The 21033-nt window shown below is 62.5% G+C and carries 18 protein-coding genes; 3 read left to right on the forward strand and 15 right to left on the reverse strand.

Annotated features, from left to right (window positions below):
• Positions 1–42: 42 nt before the first annotated feature.
• The 6 genes from AC1AV0_RS01080 to AC1AV0_RS01105 form a co-directional block, all read right to left on the reverse strand.
• Entirely contained in the window at positions 43–624 is a 582-nt protein-coding gene (locus AC1AV0_RS01080) for a DUF501 domain-containing protein (RefSeq protein ID WP_476570646.1), read from the reverse strand.
• A 38-nt stretch (positions 625–662) separates the two neighbouring features.
• On the reverse strand, positions 663–1172 hold the full coding sequence (locus AC1AV0_RS01085; RefSeq protein WP_476570647.1) for an FtsB family cell division protein: 510 nt from the start codon (positions 1170–1172) through the stop codon (positions 663–665).
• Positions 1173–1347: 175 nt separating this feature from the next.
• Positions 1348–2646, reverse strand: a complete 1299-nt coding sequence (gene eno, locus AC1AV0_RS01090) for a phosphopyruvate hydratase (RefSeq protein ID WP_476570648.1) — start codon at positions 2644–2646, stop codon at positions 1348–1350.
• 215 nt (positions 2647–2861) lie between these two features.
• Entirely contained in the window at positions 2862–3227 is a 366-nt protein-coding gene (locus AC1AV0_RS01095; protein ID WP_476570649.1) for a phage holin family protein, read from the reverse strand.
• Between the two features lie 63 nt (positions 3228–3290).
• Entirely contained in the window at positions 3291–4868 is a 1578-nt protein-coding gene (locus tag AC1AV0_RS01100; RefSeq protein ID WP_476570650.1) for a S10 family peptidase, read from the reverse strand.
• Positions 4869–5032: 164 nt separating this feature from the next.
• Positions 5033–6490, reverse strand: a complete 1458-nt coding sequence (locus tag AC1AV0_RS01105) for a DHA2 family efflux MFS transporter permease subunit (RefSeq protein WP_476570651.1) — start codon at positions 6488–6490, stop codon at positions 5033–5035.
• Positions 6491–7078: 588 nt separating this feature from the next.
• Here AC1AV0_RS01105 and AC1AV0_RS01110 point away from each other — a divergent pair.
• Complete coding sequence (locus AC1AV0_RS01110) at positions 7079–7432, forward strand: cupin domain-containing protein (RefSeq protein ID WP_476570652.1); 354 nt, start codon at positions 7079–7081, stop codon at positions 7430–7432.
• Between the two features lie 4 nt (positions 7433–7436).
• On the opposite strand, the gene AC1AV0_RS01115 is transcribed toward AC1AV0_RS01110, so the two are convergent.
• Positions 7437–7940, reverse strand: a complete 504-nt coding sequence (locus AC1AV0_RS01115) for a TetR/AcrR family transcriptional regulator (RefSeq protein ID WP_476570653.1) — start codon at positions 7938–7940, stop codon at positions 7437–7439.
• Between the two features lie 151 nt (positions 7941–8091).
• On the opposite strand from AC1AV0_RS01115, the gene AC1AV0_RS01120 reads away from it, so the two are divergent.
• Positions 8092–8583 carry a hypothetical protein gene (locus AC1AV0_RS01120; RefSeq protein ID WP_476570654.1) on the forward strand — a complete coding sequence of 164 codons (492 nt, stop codon included), beginning with the start codon at positions 8092–8094 and terminating at the stop codon, positions 8581–8583.
• Positions 8584–8732: 149 nt separating this feature from the next.
• On the opposite strand, the gene AC1AV0_RS01125 is transcribed toward AC1AV0_RS01120, so the two are convergent.
• Together AC1AV0_RS01125 and AC1AV0_RS01130 are read right to left on the reverse strand one after the other, a co-directional pair.
• Positions 8733–9458 (reverse strand): dihydrofolate reductase family protein, encoded by a 726-nt coding sequence (locus AC1AV0_RS01125; protein WP_476570655.1) that lies wholly within the window; start codon positions 9456–9458, stop codon positions 8733–8735.
• Between the two features lie 117 nt (positions 9459–9575).
• Positions 9576–10529 carry an alpha/beta hydrolase gene (locus AC1AV0_RS01130; RefSeq protein ID WP_476570656.1) on the reverse strand — a complete coding sequence of 318 codons (954 nt, stop codon included), beginning with the start codon at positions 10527–10529 and terminating at the stop codon, positions 9576–9578.
• Between the two features lie 261 nt (positions 10530–10790).
• Here AC1AV0_RS01130 and AC1AV0_RS01135 point away from each other — a divergent pair, with 261 nt between their 5' ends.
• Complete coding sequence (locus AC1AV0_RS01135) at positions 10791–11474, forward strand: GyrI-like domain-containing protein (RefSeq protein ID WP_476570657.1); 684 nt, start codon at positions 10791–10793, stop codon at positions 11472–11474.
• Positions 11475–11605: 131 nt separating this feature from the next.
• Here AC1AV0_RS01135 and AC1AV0_RS01140 read toward each other — a convergent pair whose 3' ends face one another.
• The 6 genes from AC1AV0_RS01140 to pth all read right to left on the reverse strand — a co-directional run bounded on the left by AC1AV0_RS01140 (position 11606) and on the right by pth (position 21012).
• Complete coding sequence (locus AC1AV0_RS01140; RefSeq protein ID WP_476570658.1) at positions 11606–14152, reverse strand: excinuclease ABC subunit UvrA; 2547 nt, start codon at positions 14150–14152, stop codon at positions 11606–11608.
• Positions 14153–14184: 32 nt separating this feature from the next.
• Entirely contained in the window at positions 14185–14706 is a 522-nt protein-coding gene (locus tag AC1AV0_RS01145; RefSeq protein ID WP_476570659.1) for an N-acetyltransferase family protein, read from the reverse strand.
• Between the two features lie 203 nt (positions 14707–14909).
• On the reverse strand, positions 14910–15887 hold the full coding sequence (locus tag AC1AV0_RS01150) for an aldo/keto reductase family protein (RefSeq protein WP_476570660.1): 978 nt from the start codon (positions 15885–15887) through the stop codon (positions 14910–14912).
• Between the two features lie 82 nt (positions 15888–15969).
• Positions 15970–16797 carry a formate/nitrite transporter family protein gene (locus tag AC1AV0_RS01155; RefSeq protein WP_476570661.1) on the reverse strand — a complete coding sequence of 276 codons (828 nt, stop codon included), beginning with the start codon at positions 16795–16797 and terminating at the stop codon, positions 15970–15972.
• A gap of 86 nt (positions 16798–16883) precedes the next feature.
• Complete coding sequence (gene mfd / locus AC1AV0_RS01160) at positions 16884–20423, reverse strand: transcription-repair coupling factor (protein WP_476570662.1); 3540 nt, start codon at positions 20421–20423, stop codon at positions 16884–16886.
• Entirely contained in the window at positions 20413–21012 is a 600-nt protein-coding gene (gene pth / locus AC1AV0_RS01165) for an aminoacyl-tRNA hydrolase (RefSeq protein WP_476570663.1), read from the reverse strand. Before pth ends, mfd begins: the two co-directional genes overlap by 11 nt.
• Positions 21013–21033 lie beyond the last annotated feature (21 nt).

A 21033-nucleotide genomic window follows, 5' to 3' on the forward strand; every position in this document is an offset into this window, starting at 1 on the left:
TGACCAGTATGGCAACCGGTCTGGTCGCGTGCGGTGCTCCGCCTACTGCTCGTCGGGCACGCAACGGCAGATCGTCGGCGAAAACTCCTGCGACACGCGCTCGAGCAACAGGTCGCCGATCGGATTGGCGCCGGGTCCCATCACCAGGGCCTGCGCCATCAGCGCATGCAGGCATTTGACGCGCACGGGCATGCCGCCCGCGGAGATGCCTTCGATATGCTCCTCGCTGTCACCCAAACGGACCGCCAATTCGTGACGGAACGCCAGATACAGGTCGTGCGCGCGCTCGTAGGCGGCATGGACGGTCTCATCCGAAGCCAGCAGATCGTTGTACTCCTGCATGATGCCGTCCGCCTCCACATGCGAGGCGGCTTTGACCGCCTCAGGACCGGTCAAATAGCAGGTGGTCGGGAACGGGATGTCTCCGGGCAGCAGCGGTCGGGTGACGACGGCCAACGGCCGGCCGCATACGCAGCGGGCACCCACGCAGACCATGCCGCGCGGATAGCGGCCCAACTGCCGTTCCACGGTGGCGACGTCCTCGTCGCTCGCCGGGTTGGCAAGGCAGCGGTCGGCCAAATCGGCCGCCAGCGTCTTCAGGTCGCGGGTGTCGGATGCGGTCACGGTCTCTCCTCTGTGTTGCTGTGTTCGTGAATGATGGTCTATTCGGTATTGGATTGCGTGTTCTGGGTGCTGTCCGTCGCTCCGCCGGACGATGTGCCGTCGGTCGGCTCGTCCGCCTGTTCGAAGGAGTAGGCGAGTTCGCTGTACCATGGCAGGCTTTTCTGCTCCGTGGAGGTGGAGGTCGACTTCGAGTCGTCCTCGTCCTGCGTGTCGCCGGTCACGGCCTCGGGATGCAGCACACGCACCGCTTGTTCGCCGGGGAACACGAATCCCAGCCGTTCGCGCGCCTGCGCGGTGACGTAGGCTTTGTCGTCCCAACGGGCGATGTCGTCCTCCAGATCCTGCTTTTGCGCCAACAGCGCGGATTCCTCACGTTTGAGGCCGTTGAGTTCGGCGAGATTGAGCGCGTAGGTATGGAAGGTGGACACCAGTTGGATGGTGCCCAAGGCCACGATGAACAGGGAGACGAAGAATGCGATGGGGCCCGCTCCACGATTGTTCCGGGTGGGTTTGCTTCCGGTTTTGCGCGTGCGGGTCGATTTGCTCATACGCATAAAATACCCGTCATGCGTGACGAACGGAACACTCGCCCGACCCTTCCGCACATGATGGCGGCCGACTTGCCGCCCTTCTGTTTTCGCGCATAACAAACGGGCGAGCAATCCATGAAGTGGATCCCTCGCCCGTTCGTTCGCTTATGCGGTTACGCTATGCGCGCACAACTCACTTGGCGATGTACTGCTTGCAGGCCTTGAAGGCGCTGTAGCCGGCGTACTTCGCGGTGGAGCCGAGCTCCTCCTCGATCTCGAGCAGGCGGTTGTACTTGGCAACGCGCTCGCCACGGGCCGGGGCACCGGTCTTGATCTGGCCGGTGTTCTTGGCGACGGCCAGGTCGGAGATGGTGGTGTCCGGGGTCTCGCCGGAACGGTGGGAGACCATGGAGGTGAAGCCGTTGGCGGTGGCCAGCTCGATGGCGTCGAGGGTCTCGGTCACGGTGCCGATCTGGTTGAGCTTGACGAGCAGGGAGTTCGCGGCACCCAGCTCGATGCCCTTGGCCAGACGCTTCGGGTTGGTCACGAGCAGATCGTCGCCGACGAACTGCAGGCGGTCGCCGAGGCGAGCGGTGATGGCCGCCCAGTCGTCCCAGCCTTCTTCCTGGAACGGATCCTCGATGGAGACGATCGGGTACTCGTTGACGAGGCCCTCGTAGAAGTCGAGCATGAAGGAGGCGTCGCGATCCTCACCCTCGAAGTGGTACTTGCCGGTCTCCTTGTTGTAGAACTCGGAGGAGGCGACGTCGAGGGAGATGCCGATCTGCTTGCCCGGCTCGTAGCCGGCGGCCGCGATGGCGTCCATGATGTAGTTCAGGGAGTCCTTGTTGGACTTCATCTTCGGAGCGAAGCCGCCCTCGTCGCCCAGACCGGTGGCCAGGCCTTCCTTCTTCAGGACGGACTTGAGGGTGTGGTACACCTCGACACCGGCGCGCAGGGCCTCGGAGTAGGTCTCGAAGCCGTACGGGGAGATCATGTACTCCTGGATGTCGGTGGCGAAGTCGGCATGGGCGCCGCCGTTCATGATGTTCATGTTCGGCACCGGCAGGATGTGGCCGTTGGTGCCGCCGAGGTAGCGGTACAGCGGCATCTCGGCGGATTCGGCCGAGGCGTAGATGGCGGCGAGGGACACGCCGAGGATGGCGTTGGCACCCAGGCGGCCCTTGTTCGGGGTGCCGTCGAGCTCGATCATCAGATCGTCGAGGGCGCGCTGGTCGGAGGCGTCCATGCCGATGATCTTCGGAGCGATCTCCTCGTTGACGGCCTTGACGGCGTCCAGGACACCCTTGCCCTTGTAGACGGCCTTGTCGCCATCGCGACGCTCCCAGGCCTCGGCCTCACCGGTGGAGGCGCCGGACGGAACCAGGCCCTTGCCCAGAGCGCCGTCTTCGGTCTCCAGATAGACCTCAACGGTCGGGTTGCCGCGGGAATCGAGAATCTGACGCGCGTACACGCTTTCAATTGCTGCCACAACTACTCCTTAAAACGGTTGTGTTTTGATGACAACCCTAAGCCTAGTGCGCTTTATGGACGTTGTGAACGACACGCCCAAAAATATATGTGAGCGCTCACAATACAATGGCCGCACCGGATATGCCCTATGACACATCCGATGCGGCCGCAACATGCAGTCCGACAACCGCAATCCCCCGAAAGCCACGTATAACGCGGGCCTTCGGGCCGGATTCAGTCGCCGATGATGGCGCCGACGATGCCGGAGACGATCGCCATGATCAGCGAGCCGAGCACCGCCCACCAGAATCCGTCGATCGCGATGCCGAAGCCGAAAATCGACACCGACAGCCACGAAGCGAGGTTCATGAACAACACGTTGATGATCAGCGACACCAGACCCAGACTCAGGATGGAGAACGGCAGGGCCAGCAGGTGCACGATCGGTTTGATCGATGCGTTGATTAGCGCCATGAACAGCGCGAATCCGGCCACGGCGAACAGCGTGTTGCCGCCGACCTCATGCATGCCCGGAGTCAGCCACACCATCACGCCGGCGGCGATCGTCAAAGTAATCCATTGTGCGATAAAACGTCCCATAGCGACCATTCTCTCAGACGACACGCGCCGGCGGGTTCATCCCAACGAATGAATCCGCCCTCACTACGCGATTCTCGGAACGACGGGTGCCGGACGCTCGTCGAGCGCGGACACGCCGGACGCATCGGCGGCGTAGAAGCGCCGCAGGTCCGCGGTGAATTTGGCCAAACTCGGCTCGGCGCTGTACAGCATGTGTCCGGCCGGATAGTAGGAGAACGCGATATTGCCACGCAACGCCTCGGGCAATCCCAGATGGTCGATGTCATATTCGGTCTGTCCGAACGGGGTGCACAAATCGTAGACGCCGTTGGCCACCAGCACCTTCAGCGTGTGCTGGTGCGTGATCGCGGCGGCAAGATCGGGCAGCACGTTCGGGAAGGGGATGTTCGATCCCCATGAGGACTTCGTCATGGCGGGCTGCTTATGCCACCAGACCCATCCCTTGCCGGGTTCGGTGGAATCCCAGTCGAAGTCGGCGAATCCGCGACGCTCCTCCTTGCCATCCCAGCCGAGCTCGTCGCGCAGATACGCGTTGGCGAGGCTGGAGTAGGCGGGATCGAGGAAGGAATCGTCCACCACGAAGGTCTCCTCGTCGTTCATGCGGTCGAGATCATACCCGGCCACACGGCCGTCGTATCGGCCCACGATCATATCCCACCCGCGCAGCAGCGCCTTGCGGAATCGCATGTCGACCACGCGCAGATCGGATTCGTAGACGTAGCGCGCGTCCAATCCGGTCAGTTCGGCGTAGCGTTCGGACACGGATCGCTTCGTCTCCTCGTCCAGCGACGATCCCGCGGACAGGGCCAGGCGCAGCGGACCGTTGGCGAAGGCGCGGGCGGCCTGCAGATGGTCGGCGATGTCGACACCCTCGCCGGCGCGGCCATGATAGTGAGCCACCGCGGCGTAGGTCGGGAAATAGCCGACGTAGAACTGGTCGGAGGTGTCGAGCGTGAACGCGTAGTCGAGGATGTTCGAGACGAGCACCAGACCGTTGAGCGCAACGCCGTCCTGCTGCAGACGGTAGGCGAGCGCCGAGCCGCGCGTGGTGCCGTAGGATTCACCGAGCACATACTTGGGGGAATTCCAACGGCGGTATTTGCTCAGGTATTGGCGGATGAACGCGCTGAAACCGGCCACATCGCCGTCCACGCTCCACAGTTCGCTTTTGGCCTTCTCGAGGATGGTGGAGAATCCGGCACCCGCGGCGTCGATGAACACGAGATCGGAAACGGGCAACAGCGTGTGCGCGTTGTCCACCAGATCGTAAGGCGCGGCGGGCACGGGTGCCGCGTCGGGCACGCTGATGCGTTTGGGGGCGATGGATCCCATAAGCAGGAACGTCGAGGACGAGCCGGGGCCGCCGTTGAAGATGAACGTCACCGGACGGTTCGGGTCGGTTTTGCCGCTTTCGGAGTCGACGGCGTTGAACGCCGCGTAGAAGATGCTGGCGGCGGGTTTGACCTTCGCCGTGTCGATGTTCAATGTGCCGACGGTCGCCTCGTACGTCCATTCGCGTCCGTCGAGCGTGATCATGTGTCGGGTGGTTATCTCGCGCGGGTCAGGCAGTCGGTCCTGTTGGTTGCGTTCGCCTGCCGGTGCGGATTCGCGGGCGTTCGTGGTTGTCGTATCGTCGGTCATCAGCGTCTCGCTTTCCTCGTCGTCTGGTTCCCGGGCGTTCCCGTCTTCGGGAATCAACCTTGGTCCTCCAACCATAACGCGCGCCGGCTCCCACACCATCCGCAACATGCGCGGCGGATGGTGCAAGACGAAAGGAACGCGGCGAACGCACGCCTATAGCGAGGTCACACCTGAACGAGTTCCGGAGCGCGGCGCGTGGAGAAACGGAACATGAGCGCGGCGAGCACGATGCCGGCCAATCCGACGCCCAACATCACCGCCATGCTGGATGAGAATCCGCTGACGTACGCATCGGCTTGGCTCATGCCCTGAGCCATGTTGGCCGCGCTGGCCTCGGTGATCAGCGCGCTGGCGACCGCCGTGCCGATCGCGCCGGCCAGCTGCTGGATGGTGTTCATCGCCGCCGAACCATCGGCGTTCATACGGTCCGGCAGCTGGTTGAGCGCATGCGTCTGGTCGGGCACGAGCACGAATCCCGAAGCGGCCATGAACAAGGCGAACGCCACCGCCACCACCGTTTCGTTGCCGCCGCCCAGCATCAGCACGGCGTCCATCACGCTCACGCCAAGGAAACCGCAGATGATGAATTTAGGTGGGAAGCGGTTCTTCAGCGCACCTCCGATCAGCGGCGCGGAGACGGCGCCGATAATCGCGCCCGGCAGCAGGATCAGGGCCGCGGCGATGCTGGTCTGGCCGAAGCCGCGCTGCAGCAGAATCGGCAACAGGAAGTTCAGGCCGAGCACGCCGCCGGAGCTCATGATGAGAATGAGCATGCCAAGGCTGAATCCCGGATAGGAGAACACACGCACCTCGATCAGCGGATGTTCCATCCTCAGCTGCGCCATGGCGAACAGCGCGAGCACGATGACGCTGGCGACCAGGGTGGCCCAGAAACGCCAGTCGCCGCCCCATTCGCTGTAGAAGCTCACCGCCATGATGAGTCCGGACAGGCCGAGGGCGATCACCAGCAGCGAGGGAACGGAGATATAGCCCTGCTCCCCCTTGCGGATGTCGGGAACGGTGGCCGTGCCGAGCACAAGCGACAACACGAGGAACGGCAGCATCGCGTAGAAGATCCAATGCCAGTCGAGATAGGCCATCACCATGCCTCCGAACACGGGTCCGATGGCGGGCGCCACGCAGGTGACGAGACTGACGAGGCCGAGCATCATGCCGCGCTGTTCGAGCGGCGCTTTTTCGAGGATGATATTGGTCAGCAGCGGCAGCGAAATGCCGGTGCCGAGCGCCATAATCAGCCTGGCGGCGAGCAGCATCGGAAAGTTCAGGGCCACCGCGCCCAGCAGGGTGCCCGCGGTGAAGATGGCGACCGCCGTGACGAACAGCGTTTTGGTGGAGAAGGTGCGCACGAGGTACGGCGAAGTGGGGATCGACACCGACAGCAGCAGCAGATAGCCGGTGGTGAGCCATTGCACCACGGATGCGGAGATGGAGAATTCCGTCATCAGCGCGGAGTAGGCGATGTTGAGGCTGGTCTCGGAGAGCACGCCGAGGAAGGTGAGGATCGCGAGCGCGACCACCACGATGATGAGTTTGCCTTCGACGGCCTGTTTGCCGCCGTTGGGGGCGGTTTGGGCGGAGTTGTTCGTGTGATTGTTGGTCATAATGATGGATAAACCCTTGGAAAGATTGTTCTGAATTCGATTGATGCGTCGTAGGCCGCGCCGCGGGCTTCATGCGCACGGCAGGCACGTCTGACGCGTCTGACGCGTCTGGCACGCGGGATGCGTCGGTCCGCCGCGGGACGTGCGGAATCGGTTCAGTCGAACAGGTCCGACATAGGGACCAGTTGGCGGGGGTTCTTGCTGTTCATCGGCTCCATACTGTACACATCAGCCCAAACAGACGCAGCAATTGCGCCGACTTCGTCATTCCAAGCGACCTATCCCGCCATCCCAGACCGACCCCATCCTGCCATCCCAAGCCGAGCCCTCCCCACCGTCATCCTGTGGAGATGCTTCGACTCCGTTACACTCCGCTCAGCATGACGAATAACCATTATCAACGTCATCCTGAGCGCAGGCCGCAGGCCGGAGTCGAAGGATCTCAACATTTTGACAGCAAGCGTGGTGAAATCCTTCGACTCCGCACTTCATGCTCATCGAATACGAGCGCGACTGATGCGCCCGCACCGCCCCGCACGCGGGTAAGCTGGTGCGTATCGACGACTTCCATTCACGAAAGGAGTTTCCATGACCGAGAACAACGCCGTTCATGACGAGATGGAGATGGGGTTCATCGACGACCTGACGCCGCTGGTCAGCGTGCAGGATGAGGCGACCGTCTCCCGCACGGTGATGGAGCACGAGGGCGGCAATGTGGTGCTGTTCAGTTTCGACAAAGGACAGGAGCTCAGCGAGCACACCGCCGCGATGCCGGTGTTCGTGCAGACCCTCAAGGGCCATCTCACCATCACCGGCAACGGAAAGACCGTGGAGTTGGCACCGGGTGGACTGGTCTACTTCCCCACCCGCATCCCGCATGCCATCGTCGCGCAGGAACCGTCGATCATGATGCTCACCATGATCACCCCAGCCCGAAGCTGACCCTCTACGACGAGAGTTTGCGATACAGGTCATACGCCTCGGCCGCGATCTCTTCCGGGCTTTCCACCATGCCGCGCTCCAACCAGTAGCGGAATACCCCTACGAATCCGTAATACAGGAAGTAATGCCGCAGAGTCGAATGATTTTGCTCGGATAGGGTGGAGAAATACCGGAAGAAATAGGCCGACAGATCGCGCAACGCCCCCTGTTCGCGCAACAGCGCGAACAAATCCCTATGCTCATGCAGCGTGGCGAAAATCAGGTTGAAACACGCACGCATGTCATCGGCATTGGATTGAAGCTCCCCACGCACGGAATCGAGCACATCATCGATGCAATGCTCCACCAGGTCATGCGCACCACCGTAATACCGGTAGAAGGTGGAGCGGTTGATTTGCGCGAGCTTGCATATCTGCGAAACGGTGATTGTCTCCAAGGGCTGTTCCCGAAGTAGCTGAAAGAACGCCTTGTCGATGGCGTCCAACGTGTAACGAGTGCGCAAATCCATACTCGCCCCCATCATTTGCGCAACACATAGGCGGACCTGTCGCGCAACGTACATATGTCGTTCGTGTGATGGTTGCCGGCCATCGGATTCCTCATTATATTCAGCGTGTCACGTTATGCAACAGTGTCGCTTATAAGGGGGATTCCCACTAATGGATCAGCTTCTACTTGAACTGCCGCTATTCCAACTGCTTATCGCGCTTGCGCTGTATCTCGCGTATCTCGCCTATGTGATGCTGGGCGGCATGCGCAAAAGGAAGGCCGGACTACGCCGTTTCGTCATCATGATCGTCGTGCTGTTCTGGGGTTTGACGCAGGCCTACGACGGCGTGCACACGAAGGCCGAAATTCTCGATCTGGCGCTGATCACAGCCATCGCACTCATGAAAGCGTGGTATTTGGGGCACAAGAAGACGGTCGAGCAAATCGACGGCGTCTATTACATCTGGCATGACATGTCATATGTGCGGGCATGGTTCCTGTTCTTCGCGGGAAAGATAATCCTCACCGCCGCTGTGGGGTATTGCACGCATACCACGATGCCCATCTGGCATATCGTGTTTTATTTCTGCGTGTATTTCACACTCCGTTCGGCCATCATCATATACCTGCACCCGCAAGCGTTCCTGCGTTCGCATCGATAAGGCGGCACCGTCGGCGTTCGCCGTTCGCATGCCGCCGAAACCCTCTTCGATCCAACACCAAACGTCCCTCGCACACGCTCGACCGCATCATAGGCTGAAGGCGGACGGCATAGCGCCACCCGCCTTCAGTCATATTCACTCGCCACAACTCAAGCCGCTTGCTTGACCAGATAGCGCAGCCACAGGGTGTTGCCGTCCTTGACTTCGGCGCTTTGCAGCTCGAAGCCGACCGGAGTGTCATCGGACAAGCCCTCTCGGGTGTCGAACAGGGCGGGAGTGCTGTTCGATCCGTCGGCAGCGGACGCGACGACGATGCTCACTTCGTCGCACATGCCCGCTTGGATGAACGACCAGTTGAGCACGCCGCCACCGCCAAGCATCAACGTCTCGACTCCGAACAATTCCTTGAGCTTGGCGAGCGCCACCGCATAGTCGAGAGCGTCGTCGCCGGCGATGATGTAGGAGATGTTGAGCCTGCGCAGGAACGCTTTATATGCGTTGGAGACTTTGCCGGTCAGCACTTCGACGACCTGCGCGGTGGTGCCCGCGTAGGTGAGGCTGTTGCGCTTCCAGCCGAGTCTGCCGGACGGGTCGACCGACACGTAATACATGCCGGTCGTCTCGGCCACGTAATCGCCTTCCGGGACTTCCTCGGCCGTCTCGTCGAGTTCGGGTTCGGCGTAGAAAGTGAAGTTGTCGTCGGTGGTCACACGGCCGGACAGCCAGCCCTGGTGCTTGTAGTACGGGTTGTCTCCGAAGGTGATCGAATCGAACACGGCACCGGCCTCGTCGCCCTCCGGCGTGCTCATGTATTTGCCCATGATCTTGCCGTCAAGCGAGGTCATCATATGGCAGAAGATATACGGTCTGTTCATTGTGGTGTTGCGTCTTTCTCTTTGCGCGGACAGGTGATGGTTGCGACGCGGATGGCCGTCCGAGAGATCGGTCACTCTCGGACGGCCATCGGTACGCCTTCGATATGACGCTGTGCGTCACTTGAGGCTGGTGGCGAAGAACTCCTCAATCTGGTCGAAGGGGATGCGGTCGGTGCGGTCGTACAGGTCGATGTGCTCCGCGTCGTCCACCACGACCATGCGCTTCGGCTCCTTGGCGGCAGCGAAGGCGTTCTCGCTGAAGAAGCGCGAGTGGGCGCGGTCGCCGACGATGAACATGATCGGACGCGGCGAGATCTCCTCGATGAAGTCGAGCAGACGATAGTTCATGAACGCCATGTCGCTGGTGGTGGTGAAGCCGCCGCGGGAACGCGGGTGGAAGCCGCGCTTCAACGCGTAGAAACGGAACCATTCGGCGGTGAGCTCATCCAGTTCGGCCGGCACCTCGTCGAGCGGCTGATCAGGGAAGTACGGATTGTATTCGGGATAGCCGTTTTCGGCATCCACCCAACGCTGGCGGGCCAGCTGCTCCTTGCGCGCGGCGATGGCCTGCGCGTCCATACCGAGACGTGCGGCAGCGGTCATATCGTACATGCTTGCGGTGGCGACGGCCTTGATGCGCGGATCCATCTGCGCGGCGGACAGGGCGAAGCCGCCCGAGCCGCAGATGCCGATCGCGCCGATGCGCTCGCGGTCCACGAAGTCTTGCAGTCCGAGATAGTCGACGCCGGCGCTGAAGTTCTCGGTGAACAGGTCGGGCGAGGAGACGTGGCGCGGCTCGCCCGAGGATTCGCCCATATGGCACGGGTCGAAGGTGAGCACCACGAAGCCGCGCTGGGCGAGCTCGTTCGCGTAGACGCAAGGACCCTGCTCCTTGACGCCGCCGTAGGGCGCGCCGACGATGATCGCGGGCAGTTTGGTTTCGCCGGTCAGATCGGCCGTTTTGGCGACGTACAGGTCGCCCGCGATCGTATATCCGTAACGGTTGGGGTAGGAGACGTGCCTGCGTTCCACGGCGTCGCTCAACGGTGCGATGTAATACTCTTCAGCCATTGCGATCCTCGTCTTTCTGCACTTTCTGCATATGATTTGGCCTGATATGCAGGTATTACAGCACCCCACCGCTCCCATATCAAATGTCTATCGCATATATCAATCCATTCACTTTCCCTATGGAATCCGGCACTTTCCCAACAGAATCCGGCACTCTTCCAACAGAATCCGGCACTTTCCCAACAGAATCCGGCACTCTCCATACAATAGGACTTGGATGCACGATGCCGTGCGACACGGAAGCCCACTCGAGGAGAAGATATGCCGTTCGATTATAAGAAGGAATACAAAGATCTGTATCAGCCGAAAACCAAGCCGGCAATCGTCGAGGTGCCTCGTATGAGCTTCGTGGCGGTCGAAGGAGAGGGCGACCCGAACGAAGAGAGCGGCGACTATCAAACGGCGATGCAGCTGTTGTACGGCATTTCGTTCACCATCAAGATGAGCAAGATGTCCAAGAACCCCGACGACCGGATCGACGGCTATTTCGACTACGTGGTGCCGCCGTTGGAAGGGCTATGGTGGATGACCGACGACAGCGCCGAAGACGGTATGCTGGCCGGCATCGACTTTTCGCGCAAATCCGATTTTCACTGGATTGCGATGATTCGACTGCCTGAATTCGTCACGCCGGAGGTGTTCGAGCACGCTCGTGAGCAGTTCGCTACTAAACACCCCGAAGCGGATGCCTCTCGCGCGTTCCTGTTCGATTTCGACGAGGGCACGGTCGCGCAGATTATGCACAAAGGACCATACGATGACGAGCCCGCCACCGTCACCACGCTTGAGGCCTACGCCGCAGATCAGGGATATGCGCTCGACTTCAGCGCTTCGCGTCACCATCACGAGATCTATCTGGGCGACCCGCGCAAATGCAAGCCCGAAAATCTCAAAACCGTCATCCGCCACCCCGTGAAGCCCGCCGCAGACGTTAGCGGCGTTTGAAGAGGCGGAAAAGCTGAGATTCACGAATCGTCAGGCCTGCGACGAATGTCGACTTCGACGTCAACAGCTCACGACAACGTCGCGCACCGCGTCGTAGGAGAACGCACCGAATCGGCCGCATACGCCGGCCGTCAGTTCAACTGCGCCCGCAGATAGCGGCCCGTCAGCGATTCGACGGTGGCGGCAACGTCGGCGGGCGAGCCGGAGGCGACGATGCGGCCGCCTTGTTCGCCGCCGCCCGGCCCCATGTCGATGACATGGTCGGCGTTGGCGATCAGGTCGAGGTCATGTTCGATGACCACGATGGTGGCACCGCCGTCGAGCAGCCGTTGCAGCACGCCGATCAGCGTGCGCACATCCAGCGGATGCAGGCCGACCGTGGGCTCGTCGAGCACGAACAGCGAGGTGCGCTGTTTCTTGCCGAGCTCGTTGGAGAGTTTGAGCCGCTGCGCCTCCCCGCCCGACAATGACGGCGTGTCCTCGCCAAGCGTGAGATAGCCGAGCCCCAGATCATGCAGGGTGCGCAACGCTTTGGCGATGCGTTTGAGCGTCGCGTCGGCGACCGCTTGCGAATTTTGCGGAGCGCGCCCTTCAAATATGTCGAGCAGCGCGTCGACGCTCATGGCGAGGATCTGCGGCATGGTCATACGCCGCTCCCCCACCGCAAGCCGTATGCCGTTCACATCGTCGCGGTAGCGCGTGCCTTCGCAGGCGGGACAGGCGATCGTCACATCCGGCAGGAACTGCACGTCCAGGTTGACACGGCCCGCGCCATCGCATTGCGGGCAACGCAGCGAGCCGGTGTTGTAGGAGAAGTCGGCGAGCGCGAGCCCGCGGGCGCGCGCCTCGTCGGTGGCGGCAAACGCGCGGCGCAGCAGGTCCATGATGCCGCTGTAGGTGGCGAGGGTGGAACGCACGTTGATGCCGATGGGTGTGGAGTCCACGATGCGTACCGTGTCGATGCCCGCGGAATCGAGCGATTTCACATGCTTCGGCAGCGCACGCCTTTCGACCATGGCTTGCAGAGCGGGCACCAACGATTCGAGTACCATCGTGGTTTTGCCCGAGCCGGAGACGCCGGTGACGGCGGTGAGCCGGCCGACCGGAATCGCCACGTCCAACGGCCGCACGGTGTGAATCGCATCGGTACGCATACGCAGCCAATGCACATTGTCATCGTCATCCGCCGCTCGCCGTTCACGTACGAGCACGGGTTCGCTGCCGGCGATGAATCCCGCGATGCGCGAGTTCGGATCGGCGGCGATTTCGTCCGGCGAGCCTTGCGCGATGACGCGCCCGCCGTTCACGCCCGCGCCGGGTCCCATTTCGATGAAATGGTCGGCGGCGCGCAGCACGTTCACGTCGTGGTCGACGAATACGACCGAGTTGCCGTCGCCCAGCAGGTCGCGCATCACGCCGACCAGGCCTTCCATATTCGCCGGATGTAGGCCGGTGGAGGGTTCGTCGAGCACGTACAGCACGCCGGTGGTTTCGTTGCGTACGGCGCGGGCGAGTTGGGCGCGTTGGCGTTCGCCGGTGGAGAGGGATTCGCCGGAACGGTCCAATCCCAAATATCCGAGGCCGAGTTGCAGCAGTCTTTGCCCCATATCGTCGAATGTGTCGGCCAGGGCCTGTCCCATCGGCCGCATCTCGTCCGGCAGGCCGGCGGGCACGCCGCACACCCATGCCAGAGCGTCGTCCAATGTCATGGCGGTGGCTTGGGCGAGGTTGATGCCTTCGATCAGCGGCCATCGGGCGGCTTCGCTCAGTCGCGTGCCGTCGCAGTCGGGGCAGGTGTGTTCGGTGACGAATCGCATCACGCGGGCGAGGCGTTTTTCGTCGCCGGCGCGTTCCAGCTCTTTAGTGACGGTGAGGCGCGCGTTGCGGAAGGTGAAGTCGAGTTCGTGCACGCCTTTCATCGAGGTGACGACGATGTGTTTCTTCTCTTCCGGCCCGTTGAACACGATGTCGCGTTCCTTGCTCGTCAGGTCGCGGAAGGGCACGTCGGTGCGCACGCCGAATTCGCGGGCGATGTCGCTCTGCACGCGCCAGCCGAACATCTTCCACGGCAGCACCGCGCCTTCGTCGATGGTGAGCGAATCGTCCGGCACCAAGGTCGAGTCGTCCACGTCGCGCACCAGGCCGGTGCCTTGGCAGCGGGCGCATGCGCCGGTGGAGTTGAAGGCGAGCATCTCCGCTCCCGGCGCGTCGATGCGTGCGCCGCATTCGTCGCAGAAGAACGGAGTTTCGGCGGCCACTGCGATGGTCGGCGCATGGTAATGCCCGTTGGGGCAACGATGGTGGGCCAGTCGGGAGAACATGAGGCGCAGCACGTTGAGTAGTTCGGTCATCGTGCCGAAGGTGGAGCGCACGCCGCCCACGCCCGGCCGCTGCCGCAGGGCCAATGCGGGCGGCAGGTAGCGGGCTTCGTCGATTTGTGGCCGTTGCGCCTGCGACATGCGACGGCGCGTGTAGGTCGACAGCGCGTCGAGGTAGCGGCGTGAGCCTTCCGCGTAGAGCACGTCCAAAGCGAGCGAGGATTTGCCCGAGCCGGAAACGCCCGCCACGGCGACCAGTTGGTTCAGCGGGATGTCCACATCCACGTTCTTGAGATTGTTCACGCGCGCGCCGCGGATTTCGATATGGTCCGCGCCGCCGATCCGTCGCCCGTCTGTCATACCGCCCTATTGTAGGAGGCCGTCGGCCCGCGTTAGAGGAGCTGCTCCATGCCGATGCGGTAGGGGGTCAGTCCCATGCGTTCGTAGAAGGCTTGGGCGCCGGGATTGCAGGACCAGACGTTGAGGGTCAGGTTGTGGCAGCCGGATTCCTTGGCGAAGGCGAGCACGTGATGATAGAGCGCGCTGCCGACGTGCTTGCCGCGCGCCGCCTCATCCACGCAGATGTCGTCCACGTACAGGGTGGTGATGTCGGTGAGGATGTTGTCGTTCGGATGGCGCTGGAACTGGCAGAACGCGTAGCCGAGCACGGGTTGCGGCGCCTCTTCGGACGGATTCGCCGAGTCATCCGCGGCCGGGTTCGCGGCGACGGCCACGAAAATCGGGGTTTCATCCGATGCGATAAGGCCTGCGAGTTCGGCGTCGGTGTATTTCGTCACACCGCCTTTGAACAGGTCCGGGCGGCCTGCGTGATGCACCTCCAACACCTGATGCAGTAGACGGTTGAGTTCGGGGATGTCCGCATTGACGGCCCTGCGTATCGTTAGTTCGCTCATACCTTCGCAGTGTACCGTATCGGAAAAATGTCGCGCATGGCCCATCCATGGCTCGATCGCCATGCGCAACGGCCCACGTATAGCCGTGCGCAACAACGGCGACCGCGAAAAATCGTCGCCTTCGAAGCGAATACCATCTCCGCCTTCTTGCGGCCTCCCATCCGCCACAAGAAGGCGGGAGGCCGCAAGAGCGGAAGCTCGGATCAGCCGACGTGGCGTTCGAAGCGCTGGAAACCGGTGATACGGTCGATTTCGGCCATCGCGTCGTCGGGGATGACGAAGCCGGATGCCTTGATGTTGTTCTCCAGCTGGCTGGGCTTGCTGGCACCGGCGATCACACAGCTGATCTGCGGGTGCTGCAGAATCCACGCCATCGACATGATGGCCAGGTTGACTCCCAGCCCGTCGGCCACCTTGATCAGCTCCTCGACCATGTCGAGGTTCCGGTCGGTGAGCATGTCGTTGATCTGATGGTCGGCCTGCCATGTGGCGCGGGAGCCCGCCGGAATCGGCTGGCCCTTGCGGTACTTGCCGGTGAGCAATCCCTGGCTCAGCGGGGAGAACGTGGTGATGCCGATGCCGAGACGCTCGCACACGCCCATGATCTCGTGTTCGATGTAGCGGTCGGCGAGATTGTACTGCGGCTGCACCACGGTGAGCGGATGCAGACCAAAGCGCTCGATGATGCGCTGGGCCTCCTGCAGACGGGCGCCTCCCCACTCCTCGGACACGCCATAGTAGAGGATCTTGCCTTGAGACACGAGGTCGCTCAGCGCGCGCAGCGTCTCCTCGAGATCGCATGTCTCGTCGAAACGATGGCAGTAGTAGAGATCAAGATAATCGAGCTTCATGTTCTTCAGGCTCTGCTCGCAGCTTTCGAAAATATGCTTGCGGCTCAGGCCTCGGTCGTTGACGCCTGGCCCGGTCGGGAAGTAGACCTTGGACGAGACGACAAGCTCGCGACGAGGGAAGCGCGAAAGCACGTCTCCGAAGAAGCGTTCGGCCGCGCCGCCGCTATAGGCGTCCGCACAGTCGAAGAAATTCACGCCGTTGTCAAAGGCGAGGTCGACGGTCTCTTTGGCGACGTCTTCGGCGTCGGTATCTTTGAGATCGGTCACCCAACTGCCCAACGCCACCTCGCTGACCTTGAGTCCGGACTTGCCTACATTGCGATACTTCATTGCGTTTCCTTCACTTGCGTTTTGCGAACGAGCAGGGGTTCCCCACCCGAAATGGGAGGAGTTCGACGACTGACGGATTGCGTCACTTGCCGGGACGGCGGTTGATGAACCAGTATCCGAGCGCGACGAACACGGTGCCGCCGACGATATTGCCCAAGGTCGCGGCGGAGAGGTTGACCAGGATCGCGGTCACGTCAAGCGCGTCCACTCCGGCCACATCCGCGCCGAAGCCGAGCAGTTTGCAGACCAGTCCGACCGGCAGGAAGAACATGTTGGCCACGCAGTGTTCGAAGCCCATCGCCACGAAGCCAGAGATCGGCAGCAGAATGCCGAGCACCTTGTCGCCGACGGAACGTGCGGAGAAACCGACGCGCACGGCGAGGCAGACGAGGATATTGCACAGGATGCCGCGCACGAACAGCGTGCCCCAAGCGGGCGTGACCTTCGAGACGGCGGTGGCGACGGCCGAGTCTGCCACAAGTCCGTCGTTCAATCCCATGGTGCCGGCGAGTGTGATCAGCGTGACCAGAATCAGTCCGCCCGCGAAATTGCCGAACCAGACGATCACCCAGTTGCGCAGCATGGCCGGCCAGGAGATGCGGCGCGACGCCAGGTCGGAGGCCATCAGCGAATTGCCGGTGAACAGTTCCGCGCCACAGCACAGCACGAGCACGAGCCCCATGCAGAACGCGAGACCGCCGACGAAACGCTTCGGTCCCCAGCTCATATCCGGATCGGAGGTGACGATGAGGTAGAACAGCGCGCCGAAGCCGATGAACGCGCCTGCGAACATCGCGGAGACGAAGGCCTTCGCTCCGGTCAGGCGGGTTTTGTGCACGCCCGCCTTGTCGACGGCCTCTTGGGTTTCGGCCGGGGTGAGCGCGTTGATGTTGATGATGGGGGTCGTCATCGTCCGTCCTCCGTCGTCGGATGCGTTGTTCGTGGTTTTGCCGTCCAATAGCTTACATTCCCGCCATTCATGGCACGCCAAGACATCTAGGATTTGCGCGGCGCGGGTTTCCAGGCGAGGTCGTCGAGGAGCTGGTCGGCCCAGCGCACCACTTCGGTGGAGCTCATCGGGCCGGAGCCCAGCGAGCCCGCGAACGGGGTGTTGATGATCAGCGTCTGCGTGAGCGGCCGGTATTGCACGGTTTTGTAAATGCGGGTGATGCGCATCTGCACCGATTCGGGCGGCGTGATCTTCGAGACGCGCACCTTGCCGCTTTGGCCGATGATCTCCGAAATGCCCAACGCGCGCGCTTTGTTGCGCAGCCTCGCCACGTCGAACAGCGTCTCGAACGCCTCGGGCGGTTTGCCGTAGCGGTCGGTGAGCTCCTCGCGCAGTTCGCTCAGATCCTCTTCGCCGCGCGCGGCGGCCAGCTTGCGATACGCTTCGAGCCGCAGCTTGTCGGAGTCGATGTAGTCCACCGGAATCGACGCCTCGATCGGCAGGTCGATGCTCACGGCGACCGGTTCGTTGCGTTCCGGCTCCTTGACCTGTTCGACCGCTTCGGAGACCATGCGCACGTACAGGTCGAAGCCCACGCCTTCGATATGGCCGGACTGCTGGTCGCCGAGCAGGTTGCCGGTGCCGCGCAGCTCGAGGTCCTTCATGGCCACGTCGAAGCCGGAACCGAGCGACGTGTTCTGCGCGATGGTGGAGAGGCGGTCGTGCGACTGCTGGGTCATCGGCTTGCTCGGATCGTACAGGAAGTACGCGTAGGCGCGTTCGCGGCCGCGGCCGACGCGCCCGCGCAGCTGGTGCAGCTGCGAAAGTCCGAAACGGTCGGCATGGTCGACGATCAGTGTGTTCGCGTTGGAGATGTCAAGACCGGTTTCCACGATCGTGGTGCACACAAGCACGTCGATGTCGCGACGCCAGAAGTCGCGGATGACGCCGTCGAGCTGTTTCTCCCCCATCTTGCCGTGCGCGGTGCCGATATGCGCCTCGGGCACAAGCTCCTGCAATTTCGCCGCGGTGGACGAGATCGAGTCGACGCGGTTGTGCACGTAGAACACCTGGCCGCCGCGCAGCAGCTCGCGCCGGATCGCGGCGGTGACCTGCGCGTCCTCGTAGGCACCCACATAGGTGAGCACGGGCAGACGGTCCTCGGGAGGCGTCGCCAACGTCGACATCTCACGAATGCCGGTGACGGCCATCTCCAGAGTGCGCGGAATAGGCGTGGCGGAGAGCGAGAGCACGTCCACGTTGGTGCGCAGCGCCTTCAACGTCTCCTTATGCTCCACGCCGAAACGCTGCTCCTCGTCGATGATGACGAGGCCGAGATCCTTGAACTTGATTTTCGGATTGAGCAGCTTATGCGTGCCGATGACCACGTCCACCGAGCCGGATTGCAATCCTTCGATGGTTTCGTTGATCTCCTTGGTCGTTTGGAAACGGCTCATGGCCGCCACGTTCACGGGGAATCCCTCGTAACGTTCGGCGAAGGTTTCGAAATGCTGCTGCACGAGCAGGGTGGTCGGCACAAGCACGGCCACCTGCTTGCCGTCCTGCACGGCCTTGAAGGCGGCGCGCACGGCGATCTCCGTTTTGCCGAAGCCCACGTCACCGCAGATGAGGCGGTCCATCGGGCGGGGACGTTCCATATCGGATTTCACCTCGTCGATGGTGGTGAGCTGGTCGGCGGTCTCCTGGTAGGGGAACGCGTCCTCCAATTCCTTCTGCCACGGGGTGTCCGGGCTGAAGGAGAAACCGGCCGTGCGTTGGCGCGCCGAATACAGTTTGACCAGGTCGTCGGCGATCTCCTTGACGTGTTTGCGCGCCTTGGCTTTGGTGGCCGCCCAGTCGGAGCCGCCGAGCTTGTTGAGTTTGGGGGCTTCCGCGCCGATGTATTTGCTCACCTGATCCAGCTGGTCGGTGGGGATGAAGAGTTTGTCCGGCGGGGCGCCGCGTTTGCTGGACGCGTATTCGATGACGAGGTATTCGCGCGTGGTTTTGTTCGCGCCCGCGCCGATGGCACGCTGGCGCATTTCGACGAAACGGCCGATGCCGTGCTGTTCGTGCACCACATAGTCGCCGGCTTTGAGCTCCATCAAATCGATGGCTTTGCGGCGGCGCTTCGGCGTTTTGGCCTGTCCCACGGCGGAGGTGCGTCCGGTCAGGTCGCGTTCGGTGAGCAGGGCGACGCGCGCGGCTTCGTCCACGAATCCATCGATGGCGCGCGAGCGGATCGTCTCGAATCGGGTGATGCCGGTTTCGTTGATGGCGCGTTTGAGTCTGGCGAGGGTACCTTGCGCGGCCGCGGTGACGGTGACCTGATAGCCCGCGTCAAGCAGTCCTTCGATGCCCACGGCGGCCCTGTGTTCGTCGCCGCGGAATTCCTCCGGCGCTTTCGCGCCGATCTGCACATGCCCGGCGAGCGTGCCGTCCACACCGAAATTGGTGAGTTTCCACACGTCGTGGTTGGAGAAGTCGAGCGCGCGCACGCATTCCTCGAAGTCGAGGAAGTTCGCCTGATCGAAGCTGATGGGCGCGCCGGCACCATGCCCGGACGCGGCCACATGCCAGCTGGCGGCGAGGAATTCATTGGCCGTTTTGCCGAGGTCTTCGGCGGCTCGGCGCAGTTTCTCGGGATCGGAAAGCATCACCAGCGCGTTTGCGGGCAGCATGCCGATCACGGGCTCCATATCGTCCACCAACGCGGGCATCAGGGATTCCATGCCCTCGACGGGAATCGCGTTGGCGATGGATTCGAGCATATCCTCGGCGTTGGGAATGCTGCCGATCAGCGAACGGGCGCGTTCGCGCACCGCTTCGGTGAGCTGCATCTCACGGCAGGGCGTGGCCCAAATGGTGGTCAGTCCCTCGCCGTAGGTGCGCTGGTCGGAGGAGTGGAATTCCTTGATGGTGTCGATTTCGTCGCCGAAGAATTCGATGCGTACCGGATGCGCCGCGGTCGGGGGGAAGACGTCGAGGATGCCGCCGCGTACGGCGAATTCACCGCGGTCCATCACGAGTTCGACGCGCGTGTACGCGTTTTCGACGAGTCGGCTCGCGGCCTCGTCGAGCGGCAGATCATGCCCTGCGGTGAACACGAGCGGCTCCACGTCGCCCAAATGCGCGGTCACCGGTTGGATAAGCGAACGCACCGGCATGACGAGGATGCGGATGGGACCGAACATGGGGTCGGTGTCGCTTGGATGGGTGAGCCTGCGGAATACGGCCATGCGGTTGGCCACCGTGTCGGAGCGGGGCGAGAGGCGTTCGTGCGGCAGCGTCTCCCACGCCTCCATCTGGGCGATGTCGTTCGGATCGCCGTCGTACCAGGAGCGCAGCGCGTCCACGGTCTCCTCGGCTTCGCGTCCGGAGGCGACGACGAGGACCACGGGGCGCATCTGCGCGGCGGCCGCGGCCAAGGCGGGGCGCACGCCGTCGGCCGCGCCGACCGTGATCGCCGGATCGGCCGCGCCTTCGGCGGGTTCGATCTCGCCGGCGATCAGGTCGCGGAAGGCCGGATCGTCATTGAGTTGGGCGAGGATACCGACCAGCGAACCGTTGACGGGATCAACGGCCATTGTATTTCTCCTGGGTTTTGGAGAGCCCTTGGAAGATGATGTCTTCGGTGGCATCCGCGCCGTCGGCGAGGAATTCCGGCAGCTGCTTGCGCTGGTCGGGGCCGAAGCCGCCGAGCACCCAGTTGATGGTGTTGTCGTGCGCGTTGCCGCCGCGGCGCGAGTGGCCCACGCCCATGCGCACGCGCGCGTACTTGGGCGTGCCCAGCGAACGGTCGATGGATTTGATGCCGTTGTGGCCGCCGGCGGAGCCGCCCGACTTGACTTTGATGCGGCCGAAGTCCAGATCCATATCGTCGTGGATGACGATGATATGGTCCGGTTCGATCTGATAGTAGGCGGCGATCGATGAGACGGCGTTGCCGGAATCGTTCATGTAGGTCAGAGGCTTGGCGAGGAAGAACTTCACGTTGCGGCCCGCAAGGTTCATCACGCTTTTGCCGAGCATGGCGATGCCTTTATGGTCGCCGAAATGCACGCTCCAGCGTTCGGCCAGCAGATCGGCCGCCATAAAGCCCATATTGTGGCGGGTGTCCTCGTATTTCTTGCCGGGATTGCCCAACCCTACGATCAGCCAGAATTCCGATGCCATCGTTTCGTTCCTCCACTCGTT

The organism is Bifidobacterium sp. LH_558 (assembly GCF_056356295.1).

Bases quoted from the DNA above. Each gene is read 5' to 3' on its own strand.
- pth (WP_476570663.1), bottom strand. From the start codon at position 21,012: ATGGCATCGGAATTCTGGCTGATCGTAGGGTTGGGCAATCCCGGCAAG.
- AC1AV0_RS01155 (WP_476570661.1), bottom strand. From the start codon at position 16,797: ATGACGACCCCCATCATCAACATCAACGCGCTCACCCCGGCCGAAACC.
- mfd (WP_476570662.1), bottom strand. From the start codon at position 20,423: ATGGCCGTTGATCCCGTCAACGGTTCGCTGGTCGGTATCCTCGCCCAA.
- AC1AV0_RS01120 (WP_476570654.1), top strand. From the start codon at position 8,092: ATGGATCAGCTTCTACTTGAACTGCCGCTATTCCAACTGCTTATCGCG.
- AC1AV0_RS01145 (WP_476570659.1), bottom strand. From the start codon at position 14,706: ATGAGCGAACTAACGATACGCAGGGCCGTCAATGCGGACATCCCCGAA.
- AC1AV0_RS01095 (WP_476570649.1), bottom strand. From the start codon at position 3,227: ATGGGACGTTTTATCGCACAATGGATTACTTTGACGATCGCCGCCGGC.
- AC1AV0_RS01115 (WP_476570653.1), bottom strand. From the start codon at position 7,940: ATGGATTTGCGCACTCGTTACACGTTGGACGCCATCGACAAGGCGTTC.
- AC1AV0_RS01130 (WP_476570656.1), bottom strand. From the start codon at position 10,529: ATGGCTGAAGAGTATTACATCGCACCGTTGAGCGACGCCGTGGAACGC.
- AC1AV0_RS01140 (WP_476570658.1), bottom strand. From the start codon at position 14,152: ATGACAGACGGGCGACGGATCGGCGGCGCGGACCATATCGAAATCCGC.
- AC1AV0_RS01150 (WP_476570660.1), bottom strand. From the start codon at position 15,887: ATGAAGTATCGCAATGTAGGCAAGTCCGGACTCAAGGTCAGCGAGGTG.
- AC1AV0_RS01105 (WP_476570651.1), bottom strand. From the start codon at position 6,490: ATGACCAACAATCACACGAACAACTCCGCCCAAACCGCCCCCAACGGC.
- AC1AV0_RS01135 (WP_476570657.1), top strand. From the start codon at position 10,791: ATGCCGTTCGATTATAAGAAGGAATACAAAGATCTGTATCAGCCGAAA.
- AC1AV0_RS01125 (WP_476570655.1), bottom strand. From the start codon at position 9,458: ATGAACAGACCGTATATCTTCTGCCATATGATGACCTCGCTTGACGGC.
- AC1AV0_RS01085 (WP_476570647.1), bottom strand. From the start codon at position 1,172: ATGAGCAAATCGACCCGCACGCGCAAAACCGGAAGCAAACCCACCCGG.
- AC1AV0_RS01100 (WP_476570650.1), bottom strand. From the start codon at position 4,868: ATGACCGACGATACGACAACCACGAACGCCCGCGAATCCGCACCGGCA.
- AC1AV0_RS01110 (WP_476570652.1), top strand. From the start codon at position 7,079: ATGACCGAGAACAACGCCGTTCATGACGAGATGGAGATGGGGTTCATC.